Source organism: Paenibacillus sp. LC231, assembly GCF_001860525.1.
Taxonomy (GTDB): Bacteria; Bacillota; Bacilli; order Paenibacillales; family Paenibacillaceae; genus Paenibacillus_AQ.
Genome location: NZ_JFOM01000015.1, coordinates 102,097 through 114,443 on the forward strand (window position 1 = coordinate 102,097; position 12,347 = coordinate 114,443).

Consider the following 12,347-nt stretch of genomic DNA (forward strand, 5'->3'; position numbering starts at 1 on the left):
TTACGAAATGAACCGGGGATCATCAAATATAAGCCTTTCTATCCATAAATGACGCATATCGCCCCTGTTACCTCAATATTCTTAATCATAAATGGGGATAGATTATTCTGGGATCACATTCACTTCATGTGCCGTAATCATTCCACGAGGAGGGGCTTAAGCATGAGCATGCCGCAGATTCCCGAAGAGAGTTTTAGACCGACCAAAGAAGAGGTAGTCATCGATTTGTTAAAATCGATTGCGATGGAGGAAAACGCGATTGCCCATTTGCTTCATGCCGAAGCCGAGAAGATTCAAGCTTTTGTGGGTCATCATCACCGCATTTCGGTTGAGCCTTCCCATGCGGACCTCATAAAATTGAGTGGCCAGGTGACTCAGCTGCTGGATGTGATTGTGATGAAGGAATGGTTGCTGCTGCGAAAATTGGAAAATGTCATGGAACTCAATGACCCCGGACATGGCTGGGACGACTGCAATGATGGGGAATAGGGACAGACTGAAGCACACACTAGAAAATGAACTCAGCCGGACGCTAGCAGAGGTGCTTTTTCCATCGCTATTCGAGCTTAATCAATCATTCCATCGATTCTTGGATTCCGTGAACGACCTTCGGCAGCTGATGATGAAGAGTGAAAAATCTCGTTTACATCCATCTTCGGACACTCATGCCGTTTCTCAGTTTCTATATATCTATCAGCAGAAAATAAATATAGGTTTACCTTGGCTAAATAAGGCAGAACGGGCTCGTTGGAATCCCGTCAGAATACATACGCTGCTGCTCTCCATACAATTGACAGGTAAAATTGATCCGGTGCTGAATCAGCATTTATGGAATGCACAGTCCACGAAACGCTCCCCGTTTCCCTCACCGCCCTACCTGCTTAGATCCGTGTATTCACCAAGCAAAACCCAAGATCATAATAAAGAGGAAGGCGGTGAGATGTTTGTCTAAGGCCCATTCGTCCAACCCGGAATCCGTGGCGCAGAGAGAGCGAATTCATACGATCATGCGTCTGCTCTCTACGATCGCTATAGAGGAGATGGCACTGGCTCATATCGTTAACGCAGAAGCCGAGAAAATTCAATATGTAGCGGGGACTTTGCATCCTGCGATGGAAACGTTAGAGGTTCTATCTGTTCATGATCTATTCGTCATTCAAGATTCAGTTCGAAAAATGATGGAGGATGTGCTGTTGAGGGAAGTGATGCTGCATATGAAGTTCAGTAACATGCTGGACGCACTGGAGACCAACAGAATACATACGCAGAGTATCTGATAAAACTCAGGCTTGCATACGAGCGGCGGAGGTGCTGAATGCCTGAAGATAACCGTTCTAAAGTCACTCCGGCTCCTTTTAAGTCAAAGGACCAAGCGATAAATCACTTACTTGCTTCCATCGCGATGGAGGAGTTAGGGTTGAGTTATGTCATTCATGCCGAGGGAGAAAAGCTTCAGTATGTCCTTGGAACGATTCCGGGGTTAGCGGATTCTCCAGCAACGGTTCAAGACCTATTAAAAGTGAATGAAAGCGTTAGGCATACGATTCAGGAAATTACAAAAAAGCAGTGGTTACTACAGTGTAAATTGGACAACGTGTTATCCGGCTTGATTACGCCAACGGGTTGGCATTGTGGGGCAAAGGAAGTATGGGGTGCGACCGGGCCGACAGGAGCTACAGGTGCCACAGGTCCAACCGGGGTTACGGGTGTGACGGGTGCTACTGGAGCAACTGGAGTAGCAGGCGCGACAGGAGAGGCAGGAGCAACCGGGGCAACAGGAGCGACAGGTGCGACGGGTGCAACTGGAGATCCGGGAGTAACAGGACCGACAGGGGAAGTAGGAGCAACCGGGGCAACCGGTGCAACAGGCTCGACGGGAGCCACGGGAGCAACGGGTGCAACTGGAGATCCGGGAGTAACAGGGCCGACAGGGGAAGTAGGGGCGACCGGGGCAACAGGAGTGACGGGCGTCGCAGGAGTAACGGGTGTTACCGGGGCAGCGGGGGCAATGGGAGCGACAGGAGCTACAGGTGCTACTGGAGTCACGGGTCCAACAGGAGATCCGGGAGTAACAGGGCCGACCGGGGAAGTAGGGGCAACCGGAGCAACAGGAGTGACGGGCGCTACCGGAGCAACCGGGGCTATAGGAGTCACCGGAGCATTGGGTCCAACAGGAGATCCGGGAGTAACAGGACCGACCGGGGCAACAGGGGTAACGGGTGTAACTGGAGACCCGGGAGTAACAGGACCGACAGGGGAAGTAGGTGCAACCGGGGCAACTGGAGTAACAGGAGCAACTGGTGTAACGGGAGCAACTGGCGTTACGGGAGTAACAGGGCCGACAGGGGCAACAGGTGTGACAGGAGCAACGGGGGTAACAGGTGTGGCCGGGGCAACAGGTGTGACGGGTGCTACGGGAACAACGGGTGCAACCGGGGCTACGGGTCCAACTGGAGATCCGGGAGTAACAGGGCCGACCGGGGAAGTAGGGTCAACCGGGGCAACAGGAGTGACGGGCGCCACGGGAGCAACAGGTGCAATAGGTGCAGCCGGGGCAACGGGTCCGACAGGAGAAGTAGGGGCAACAGGGGCAACCGGGGCAATGGGAGCAACAGGTGTTACCGGAGTAACGGGTCCAACAGGAGATCCGGGAGTAACAGGACCGACAGGGGAAGTAGGAGCAACTGGGGCAACAGGTGTGACGGGAGCCACGGGAGCAACGGGTGTAACGGGAGCAACAGGGGCGACCGGAGCAACAGGAGGCACAGGAGCTACTGGAGTAACAGGAGCAACGGGTGCAACTGGAGATCCGGGAGTAACAGGACCGACAGGGGAAGTAGGAGCAACCGGAGCAACAGGAGTGACGGGCGCTACGGGAGCAACTGGAGTAACAGGCGCGGCAGGAGAGGCAGGTGCTACCGGAGTTACAGGTGTGACGGGCGCCACGGGACCAACGGGTGCGATAGGTGCAGCCGGGGCAACGGGAGCGACAGGAGGCACAGGAGCTACTGGAGTAACAGGAGCAACGGGTGCAACTGGAGATCCGGGAGTAACAGGACCGACAGGGGAAGTAGGAGCCACCGGAGCAACAGGAGTGACGGGCGCCACCGGAGCAACCGGGGCTATAGGAGTCACCGGAGCAACGGGTCCAACAGGAGATCCAGGAGTAACAGGACCGACAGGGGAAGTAGGAGCAACCGGGGCAACAGGGGTAACGGGCTCTACGGGAGCAACGGGTGAAATAGGTGCAACCGGGGCAACTGGAGTAACAGGAGCAACTGGTGTAACGGGAGCAACTGGCGTTACGGGAGTAACAGGGCCGACAGGGGCAACAGGAGCGACTGGCGTGACGGGAGCCACGGGAGCAACGGGTGCAATAGGTGCAGCCGGGGCAACGGGAGCGACAGGAGCAACGGGTGTAACTGGAGATCCGGGAGTAACAGGACCGACCGGTGAAGTAGGGGCAACCGGTGCAACAGGAGCAACTGGCGCTACAGGGGTAACTGGTGCGACGGGGGCAACAGGAGTGACAGGAGCAACGGGAGTAACAGGTGAAATAGGTGCGGCTGGGGCAACGGGAGAAACAGGAGCCACCGGAGTAACAGGAGCTACAGGTGCTACCGGAGTCACGGGTACAACTGGGGTAACTGGTGCGACGGGGGTTACAGGGGCAACAGGAGCGACTGGCGTGACGGGAGCCACGGGAGCAACGGGTGAAATAGGTGCAACCGGGGCAACGGGAGCGACAGGAGTGACGGGCGCTACGGGAGCAACGGGGGTTACAGGAGCAACAGGCGTGACAGGAGCGACAGGTGCTACCGGAGGAGCAGGTGTAACAGGACCCACAGGGGAAGTAGGAGCGACCGGAGCTACAGGAGCCACGGGAGCAATAGGTGCAACCGGTGCAACAGGAGCAACTGGCGCTACGGGGGTAACTGGTGCGACGGGGGCAACAGGAGCCACGGGTACAACCGGTGCAACAGGAGTGACGGGCGCCACAGGAGCAACGGGTGTAACGGGAGCAACCGGGGCTATAGGAGTCACCGGAGCAACCGGTGTAACAGGACCGACAGGAGAAGCAGGTGCAATCGGAGCTACGGGAGCAACAGGAGCAACTGGCGCTACGGGAGTAACAGGCACGACCGGTGCAACCGGCGCGACAGGTCCGAACTTTGCAACGACAGGTTTTTCTGCTTTTCAAACTGCTTTGTCAGTGACTACGTCTGCGCAGCTTGCAAATTGGACCGTGACGGCGCCCTATTATCCGGATCCAAGTTTTAATGCAACAACAGGGACCTTTACGGTACCTGCGACAGGAAGATATGCGATTAAGGCTACGATAAATTATTCTACATCAGCAGCAGTAACCGTATCTCTTGGAGCGGGAATCAATCCGGCTTTTACTGTACGCAGGACTTCGCCGACTGTCACGGATTTAATCAGTGGATTGTTTCCACTGTTGAATGTCAACGTTGCCTTGGTTCTAACCTTAAGAGCGGTTCTGGGGAATGGCGCTGTAACCTTGGCTGGCGATGTACAATTGAATGCAGGCGATGTGGTCGGCTTGTTCTACGACGCCAATGGTCTCGCCATTTCGCTAAACCTTGGAGGAGCAACTTCATCTGGTATTGTCTGGTCGATATTCAGATTATCCTAATTTGAAGAGCAATGGACATCAAAACTGGCCATCCTTGGTCGGTTTTTTGATTACGTATAGTCCCTGACGTGGGTTCGGATAGGCATGAGGTTTATCAGATGAGGGATGTTGTTTGAAATTTGGTCTGGATTTAACATATCCCCTAATGGTAAAATCTTCACTAATTTGGATAGCAAATCATAGACGGTGCAGAAAGAAGGGGCAGAGGAACATGAAATCCATAAACGTGCTTCATTACGATGCATTCTCCGTGCAGCCTAACAAGGGGAATCCTGCTGGTGTGGTTCTGAATGCAGATGATCTGACAGAGGAAGAGATGCAATCCATCGCTCGAAGCGTTGGATTCAATGAAACCACCTTTATCTTACAATCAGAGCAAGCAGATATCAGATTGAGGTATTTTACTCCCGGCCATGAAATGAATTTATGCGGCCATGCCACCATGGCCTCCATGTATGCTTTAAAAACCAGGGGAGTGCTGCCGGAAAAAGAAACCGTGTGGATTGAGACCAAGGTGGGCAGTTTGCCTGTAGAATTTCAAAATGCCGAGGGCCGGTTAACCATGAAGATGAAGCAGGATCACCCTCAATTCATATCCTTCGAGGGAGATGTAGACCGTCTAGCATCATCCATAGGTCTGAAACGTGACGATTTGGACTTAAGTATGCCCATCGTCTATGGAAGCACGGGAATCTGGACATTGTTGGTCCCGATAAAAGGGTTGGATCATTTTGACCGGATGGTGCCTGATAATGCAATGTTTCCGGACATTTTAACCGAAAACCCCAAGGCCTCATTGCATCCCTTTTGCCTGGAAACGATGGATGCGTCTTCGTTCATGCACGCGAGACATTTCTCTTCGCCGTATTCTGGTACCATTGAAGACCCGGTAACCGGAACTGCATCGGGGGTAATGGGGGCTTATTATTTGACTTACCTGAACCCTGAGTTATCCTCCGCTCGATTTAGTATTGAACAAGGCCAGGAAATGGGGAAAGACGGTAGAGTGCATGTTCATGTGAACCGTCGTAAAGAGACCATGGATGTCTATATTTCCGGTACGGCGGTGTTTGTAAAGGAATTCCAGGTTTGCTATTGATGGATGACCATCGAATGATAGAGTCATCGACATAAGTTAATTCATACAAGGAGTGCGACTCATGCAGGTACAAGAAGAAATAAAGATTTATCCTAAGGTAACCAAAATGCTAGTGGGCTCTTTGGCGTTTGTGCTGCTAGGCAGTGGATTGGTATACGGCGGGGTGACGTCGGACAACATGGTTATCGCCATTGTCGGAATCATCTGTGCGTTGTTTTTTGGGGCGGGACTGGTGTTTGCCGTCGCCAAGCTGTTCCAATCGGCTCCGGCACTCTTGATCCATAAGGAGGGGTTCGTCGATAAATCCTCTTATGTGAGCGCAGGAGCCGTCGCGTGGGACGAAATTAAAAATATTCATATCTATCAGATAAAGAATGAGAAATTCATAGGAATTGAAGTTTATGATCCTGATCATCTGATGTCCAGGCACCCTGCCTGGAAGCGGAAGCTCATGCGTATGAATAAAGGCATGACGGGCTCTACGATTCATATTTCTGCATCGAGTATCTCCGCTAATGTATACGAACTGTTCCCCTTGTTGTATCGAAGATGGAATGCGTCCAAATCGAACCCGGATCATATGCTGAAGGAGGAGAACATGTTATGAGGACATTTAAGCCGGAAATGACTTTGGATATGGCGGTAAGCCATCTGAAGCATATTGAAGGGGAATCGGTAATGAATGTCACCCCCATCGAGATGGGGGAACTGAGCAAGGTGTTCAGTTACCGCAAGGGCGATGCCGATTATGTCATTCATTTTAAGGATAATGAGCATAGCCTTCATAAAGTGTTCAAAATCTACGATATGTACGGTGAACAATCCTTGCCCATTCCCCGAATCCACAAGGTAGGGAGAGTGGAGAATATTCATTTCTCCATTTCGGACAGAGTATCCGGAACGCCGATAAGTGCTCTTGAACCGACGCAAATTCGAGCGCTCATCCCCGACATTGTCCATCAATTCATGCGGATCCGTCAGGTACATGTCGCGGATTCCCATGAGGGTTACGGCTGGATTACCCCGGAAGGCAAGGCTGTCCATCGTTCATGGCTGGACTACATCACGTCTGTTTTCGATGAGGAGCAAGAAGGCTTCTACCATGGGTGGCACAATCTGTATGAGAACAGCTTTCTGGAAAAAGAGTTTTTTGAAGAAATCTACCAAACGATGATCGAACGGGTTCGCTATTCGCCTCCGGAGCGATATCTTGTACATGGAGATTTCCATTTGGGTAATATGCTGGGAGAGAACGAGAACGTTACGGGGATCGTGGATTGGGAGATGGCCATGTTTGGCGACTTCATGCTGGATGTTTCTGTTCTTCATATGTGGTACCCGATGCTGGAGTTTCCAAGTAGGCTGCAGCAAGCCCTGGAGCAGCAAGGCGTAAGTATTCCATATTTTGAGGAGAGACTGTTAGGCTATCAACTGTTCAAAGCGCTGGACGGACTCCGTTTCTATGCGAAGAAGGATGATCCCCACAGCTATCAGTTTATGAAAGACAAAATTATATCTCTATTAAATCGATAGATCCCTACGGGGATCTTTTTTATGAGAGAAATGTGTGAAACGGTATAGTTAACTGACGAGTCCAGAATGATTGGCCAAGAATATAATGGACTAGGTTTAGTTGAAGGGTGGGAACGTCAATGCAGCATACCGATCGGGTAAGGAGCCGTGTACCGGATGGCACTCTAATTAGGGGCTTGTATTCTGCTGTTTATTTGGTTGAGCAAGGCAAGAAACGGCCCATTAGCGATATGGCGACTTTCCATTCGTACGGATTTACCGCGAAAAGTATGGTGGAATTGAATGAGTCGGTACTCGAAGAAATGGAGACCGGGTCACCCGTGAATATATCCGGGGATTTCATCCTGAACAGTCCTTCAACCCTTCTGGTAAAAAACAGCGGATCGGAAATCTATCTGTGGAGCGATCGGCGTCTCCATCCGATTATTTCCCACGAAATGTATCACAGGCTCCATTTTAATTATTCCAGCGTTGTCATCTTGCCGGACGAACTAATCGCTATACTCCCTCAAGGGGATATGATTCATGATGCATCCTTGCTCACGTCTTTTCTTATTAACGGCAGAGTATACAGCGCTCCGAATGGGTCGATCTACTATGGGGAGCGGCATATGCTGCGAAAAATCGGAGGACCCGCCATCTTTGCTTTCTATCGGTGGAGAGTTGAAGAGATTGTTCATTTAACAAGTGAAGAGTTCCACAACTGCCAAATAGGGGAGCCGATCCTGTAAATAATTTCGCAGTATTAGAAGCTGTTTATGACGAAGTTTTTTCGGAAAGGGTGGGGTGCTTGAAGATATTGCTCGTGACGATATTCCTGATTCCTCATGTCGGTGGACTATGGAAGTACATGCTGCAGATCAAGCAGGGGCTTGAGGCACTGGGGCATGAGGTCGACATGGTCGGTGACAGAATTGATTGCTTTTATGTGTATGGAGATGATAACCGGAAGGTGTTCAAGAGTCATTATAAACCGATGTTGGAGGCGAATCTCCCAGCAGCATCCCCAATATTCTCGGATAATTGGGTCAGACATGCTGAATCTGAGCGGTTATGTTTGGAGCTAACGCTTTCTTATTTGGACCTGGAGCAATACGATGTCATCCATGCACAGGATGTGCTGGCTGCGGCAGCCGTCAGTCGTGTGAAGCCAGCGGGCATACCCTTGGTAACCAGCATTCATGCTTCCGTGGCACTTACTATTTTGAACATGGTCCAAAATGATCAAGGGATTAAACCTTCCAGCCCATTACTCGTCTGGAATTATTATAAATCGATTGAGAATATCGGGGGCTCATCCAGCGATCAGTTGCTTCTGGCTTCCGAATGGCTGAGGGATGTCGTGGTATCGTACTTTGGTCTGCCGGTATCCCGGATCTCATTGATTCCCTATGCGATGGATATTCCAAGCTTCGAAGACAGGTTGAAGAAAGAGCACGAACTGACTCGACCCATGGACAAGAAAGTGATCATCTGCACCTCCAGACTCAGTCATGAAAAGGGCATTCACGTGTTGTTGGAAGCCTTGGGCAAACTCCATGCCTTTCGACAGGACTGGGAGTGCTGGCTTGTTGGAGACGGAGATCAGCGTGCATTGTACGAATATCGCGTTGGTCAGTTGGGTATGACGGGGGCAGTCCGTTTTTGGGGCTCGCGTGACGATGTTCCTGCGTTGTTAGGGCTGGCAGATATTTTTGTTATGCCAAGTCTGATGGAGACCCTCTCCTATTCTGTGATGGAGGCGCAGATTGCCGAATTGCCGATCGTTTCTTCGGATGCGGGCGGTCTTAAGGAAGCGGTACAGCATGAGGTGAACGGCCTTCTCTTTCAGACCGGGAATGACGATATGCTTACTGCACGTCTGAATATGTTGCTGGAAGATGAAGCGTACCGAAGGCTTCTAGGTAAACAAGCGCGGGAATGGGCATTGGCTCATCGTGGTCTGGATTGCATGGTGAAGCGGGTATTGGAGGTTTATCAAAAAGAGATAAGCAAGGCCCAGTAACCTAGGAAAGGGAGGAAGGACCATGCATTTGATAGAGGTACCCGGAGACCAGTACAGTCATCTGTTTCTGGTCAATCATTTCCCTTCGTCTTTAATGGTGAATCAAATGGTGTGGGAGCAAACAGTAAGCCGGCTTCCTAAGGATTATTTCATACCGGATTACCGGATTATTAATATGATGATGAATATGAAATAGAATGATCGAATGGAGGTATGGGAATGGGAACATCTAACTGGCAGAATTTATCTTTTTGTGTGGATCTGATCCGGTATGTATCTCCGAAGTCCGTACTGGATGTCGGCGTTGGATTTGGCCGTTGGGGAATGATCTGCCGTGAATATTTGGATGTTTGGGAAGGGCGCGTATTCCGCACATATTGGGATACGCGCATCGAAGGGATTGAAATCTATCCGGTCAATATTGATTCATATCATTCCTGTTTCTACAATATCATCCATGTTGCGGATGCGTTCGATCATGTACAAGCGGAGGTTCAGCCAGGACAATTCGATCTGATCATTCTCGGTGACGTTCTGGAGCACTTTACAAAGGAGCGGGCGCTTATCCTGCTGCAGACCTGTATTGAAAAATCCCGCTTCGTTCTGCTGAATATTCCGATTGGAACTGACTGGCCGCAGGGAGCAGTGTACGGTAATGATTTCGAAACCCATTTGAGCACATGGACAACGGAGGAACTGGATCTGTTTCCCGTAGTCGACAAAAGGCATTTTAAGGATTACATTAACCGTGATTTCTCCACGTATTTGTTTTCGATGCCAGGCAAGTAGGCTAGAAGGGAGGTTTGCGCGATGTCATCTGAATCACATTTGCAGACCATGGTCACGAAAGTACCGCTGGAATTGTTATTTACGGATTTCATAGAAGAGGAACATAAAGCCGAAATTCCAAACTACACGGAAGCCTGGTATGAAGTTCATACAAGATATGCCGATCTTCCAATTATTCGGTTGTCACCCCATTTGCAATTGTACCGTTACCTTATGAATCAAGGGGGGGATCCGAAGTTGTATCTGGATTGGCATACCTCCATATATACCACCCGTGATATGAAGGTACCTATCTCGGATTATGATCTATTGGAACAGCGGCGCTTGCAATATCGCACGATGAATGCCTTGTTCGCCAATGATAAGGAGCATTTCAACGAAGATCCGATTTTGGTCCAATATAACAGGAAAGGCGGTTATTTTCGTTTGAAAGACGGCCACCATCGAGCCATCTTTCAATATCTCAGCGGAGTTAGGCACGTCCCCGCCCGAATGACCGTTCGCGACTATGAGGAGTGGCAGCATACGGATGCTGTGAACCAGGTAACCGAGGTCTTCTCCCGCCATCTTCGAACCCTGATTTATACACCGATTTTGAATCCTTACTTCATGCATTTGAAAAGTGAACGGGATGATGTCTATCCGACCCGTATGGATCTGATGATGGAGTATCTGGGTTCCTCATCCGTTCGAGGAAAAAGGGTAATCGATATCGGCTGCAACATCGGATTTTATGCCAGACACTTTACACGTCAGGGGGCAATCGTTACCGGTTATGAGCCAATGGCTGAGCATTACGAGCTGGCGAGGCAGCTGAACGTTCTCGAACGAGTTCATTTTGATCTCAAGGAGGAGCGGTTTGAACGCTCAAGTCTTACGGAAACATATGATATCGGGTTGCTTCTAACCGTATTCTATCATGTGATGGACGATCTGCCGGCGCGGGAAGCATTTCTGAGGAAATTAGACCAGAGTGTTACAGGAGTTCTATTTTGGGAATCCGGGGCCGAGCCGGAGAAGGAAAAGGCTATTTTGCTTAGGGGGACGCATTTTGACAGATATGAGAAATTGGGGGATACCGAAGGGACCGGGAAGAAAAGAGAATTTGGTGTTTTTCAGAAATCATCATACAAATCCGGCAGCGCTATATGAATGGAACATCTTCTATAAGGAAGGTGTTTTCTTTTTATTCTTGATTGAAAAAATGATATATTGTAAGAAACAAATAGATAAAATGGGAATTTATAATGGGGATAAAACCTAGAGAAATGAGCTAATTCTATTCTATGAAAAAGATCGTTCTGGCCGGTGGAACAGGTTTTATCGGAACTTATCTTGCGAAAAAATTCACGAATGAGCAGCATGCACAAGTACTTATGATATCCCGACGGAAGGGCCATATCGCATGGAACGATCAAGAAGCGATCATCGCTGCTCTGGAGGGGGCGGATATGCTGATTAATCTTGCAGGTAAATCGGTCAATTGCCGTTACGATGAGGAAAATAAGAAGCTGATTCTGAAATCAAGAATAGATACAACGAATATACTCGGCACGGCTATCGAGGCATGCCGTACTCCTCCTCGTACATGGTTTAATTCCAGTACGGCCACGATTTATCGCCATGCTGAAGATAAGCCGATGACGGAGGAACAGGGTGAAATCGGGACGGGTTTCTCGGTTGAGGTTGCCAAGGAATGGGAGCGCGCTTTTTTCTCGTTCTCACTGCCTAAGACACGACAAATCGCTTTACGTATTGCCATCGTGCTGGGACCGGGTGGCGGCGTCATGACGCCTTATGTAAACTTGGTAAAATACGGACTCGGTGGCGTTCAAGGTACAGGCAAGCAAAAGTTCAGCTGGATTCATGTGGAGGATTTGTATCGTATGATCCTGTTTTTACAAGAGAGAGCAGAGCTGAGCGGGATATTCAATTGTGCATCCCCTCATCCGGTTACCAACAAGGAACTAATGGAGCAGCTTCGGTTTGCATTGAATCGCAGAATGGGATTGCCATCACCCAAATGGCTGCTTGAACTGGGAGCCCGGCTGATTCAGACCGAAACGGAACTCGTGCTGAAGAGCCGATGGGTCCTTCCGGACAGACTCTGCAAGGCGGGATTTCATTGTACATACGATACGCTGAATAAAGCACTGGCTGATATCTTGAAGCGATAAGTTGAGCTTGGTAGTTTACGCATTATAGAAATGATTGCATATGGAAACGGAACGGATACAATGAATTTAATGAATTTATTAGATGAG

General features: G+C 49.8%; 12 protein-coding genes. All 12 read left to right on the forward strand.

Going from position 1 to position 12,347, the window contains the following annotated elements:
* The first annotated feature begins 162 nt into the window (after positions 1-162).
* Positions 163-489 (forward strand): alpha-helical endospore appendage domain-containing protein, encoded by a 327-nt coding sequence (locus AK95_RS10600; protein ID WP_071219936.1) that lies wholly within the window; start codon positions 163-165, stop codon positions 487-489.
* A 455-nt stretch (positions 490-944) separates the two neighbouring features.
* Positions 945-1,277, forward strand: coding sequence for an alpha-helical endospore appendage domain-containing protein (locus tag AK95_RS10610; protein WP_071219938.1), 333 nt, complete (start codon positions 945-947; stop codon positions 1,275-1,277).
* A 38-nt stretch (positions 1,278-1,315) separates the two neighbouring features.
* Positions 1,316-4,657, forward strand: a complete 3,342-nt coding sequence (locus AK95_RS10615; RefSeq protein ID WP_083397586.1) for a beta strand repeat-containing protein — start codon at positions 1,316-1,318, stop codon at positions 4,655-4,657.
* A 211-nt stretch (positions 4,658-4,868) separates the two neighbouring features.
* Positions 4,869-5,756, forward strand: coding sequence for a PhzF family phenazine biosynthesis isomerase (locus AK95_RS10620; RefSeq protein WP_071219939.1), 888 nt, complete (start codon positions 4,869-4,871; stop codon positions 5,754-5,756).
* A 61-nt stretch (positions 5,757-5,817) separates the two neighbouring features.
* Positions 5,818-6,363 (forward strand): STM3941 family protein, encoded by a 546-nt coding sequence (locus AK95_RS10625; protein WP_071219940.1) that lies wholly within the window; start codon positions 5,818-5,820, stop codon positions 6,361-6,363.
* Positions 6,360-7,289, forward strand: coding sequence for a phosphotransferase family protein (locus AK95_RS10630; RefSeq protein ID WP_071219941.1), 930 nt, complete (start codon positions 6,360-6,362; stop codon positions 7,287-7,289). Before AK95_RS10625 ends, AK95_RS10630 begins: the two co-directional genes overlap by 4 nt.
* A 119-nt stretch (positions 7,290-7,408) precedes the next feature.
* Positions 7,409-8,020 (forward strand): hypothetical protein, encoded by a 612-nt coding sequence (locus AK95_RS10635; RefSeq protein WP_071219942.1) that lies wholly within the window; start codon positions 7,409-7,411, stop codon positions 8,018-8,020.
* A 59-nt stretch (positions 8,021-8,079) separates the two neighbouring features.
* Positions 8,080-9,294 carry a glycosyltransferase family 4 protein gene (locus tag AK95_RS10640; protein WP_071219943.1) on the forward strand — a complete coding sequence of 405 codons (1,215 nt, stop codon included), beginning with the start codon at positions 8,080-8,082 and terminating at the stop codon, positions 9,292-9,294.
* 22 nt (positions 9,295-9,316) lie between these two features.
* Entirely contained in the window at positions 9,317-9,490 is a 174-nt protein-coding gene (locus AK95_RS34110; RefSeq protein WP_162487565.1) for a hypothetical protein, read from the forward strand.
* Between the two features lie 23 nt (positions 9,491-9,513).
* Positions 9,514-10,083 (forward strand): methyltransferase domain-containing protein, encoded by a 570-nt coding sequence (locus AK95_RS10645; RefSeq protein ID WP_071219944.1) that lies wholly within the window; start codon positions 9,514-9,516, stop codon positions 10,081-10,083.
* A 21-nt stretch (positions 10,084-10,104) separates the two neighbouring features.
* Positions 10,105-11,235, forward strand: a complete 1,131-nt coding sequence (locus AK95_RS10650; RefSeq protein ID WP_071219945.1) for a class I SAM-dependent methyltransferase — start codon at positions 10,105-10,107, stop codon at positions 11,233-11,235.
* A 134-nt stretch (positions 11,236-11,369) separates the two neighbouring features.
* Positions 11,370-12,260: a TIGR01777 family oxidoreductase gene (locus tag AK95_RS10655; RefSeq protein ID WP_071219946.1), complete on the forward strand. Its 891-nt coding sequence runs from the start codon at positions 11,370-11,372 to the stop codon at positions 12,258-12,260.
* Positions 12,261-12,347: the final 87 nt, after the last annotated feature.

What these genes read in the sequence shown, in the direction of transcription:
- AK95_RS10620 (WP_071219939.1), top strand. Translation starts at nt 4,869, where the DNA reads ATGAAATCCATAAACGTGCTTCATTACGATGCATTCTCCGTGCAGCCT.
- AK95_RS10615 (WP_083397586.1), top strand. Translation starts at nt 1,316, where the DNA reads ATGCCTGAAGATAACCGTTCTAAAGTCACTCCGGCTCCTTTTAAGTCA.
- AK95_RS10635 (WP_071219942.1), top strand. Translation starts at nt 7,409, where the DNA reads ATGCAGCATACCGATCGGGTAAGGAGCCGTGTACCGGATGGCACTCTA.
- AK95_RS10655 (WP_071219946.1), top strand. Translation starts at nt 11,370, where the DNA reads ATGAAAAAGATCGTTCTGGCCGGTGGAACAGGTTTTATCGGAACTTAT.
- AK95_RS10630 (WP_071219941.1), top strand. Translation starts at nt 6,360, where the DNA reads ATGAGGACATTTAAGCCGGAAATGACTTTGGATATGGCGGTAAGCCAT.
- AK95_RS10625 (WP_071219940.1), top strand. Translation starts at nt 5,818, where the DNA reads ATGCAGGTACAAGAAGAAATAAAGATTTATCCTAAGGTAACCAAAATG.
- AK95_RS10600 (WP_071219936.1), top strand. Translation starts at nt 163, where the DNA reads ATGAGCATGCCGCAGATTCCCGAAGAGAGTTTTAGACCGACCAAAGAA.
- AK95_RS10645 (WP_071219944.1), top strand. Translation starts at nt 9,514, where the DNA reads ATGGGAACATCTAACTGGCAGAATTTATCTTTTTGTGTGGATCTGATC.
- AK95_RS34110 (WP_162487565.1), top strand. Translation starts at nt 9,317, where the DNA reads ATGCATTTGATAGAGGTACCCGGAGACCAGTACAGTCATCTGTTTCTG.
- AK95_RS10650 (WP_071219945.1), top strand. Translation starts at nt 10,105, where the DNA reads ATGTCATCTGAATCACATTTGCAGACCATGGTCACGAAAGTACCGCTG.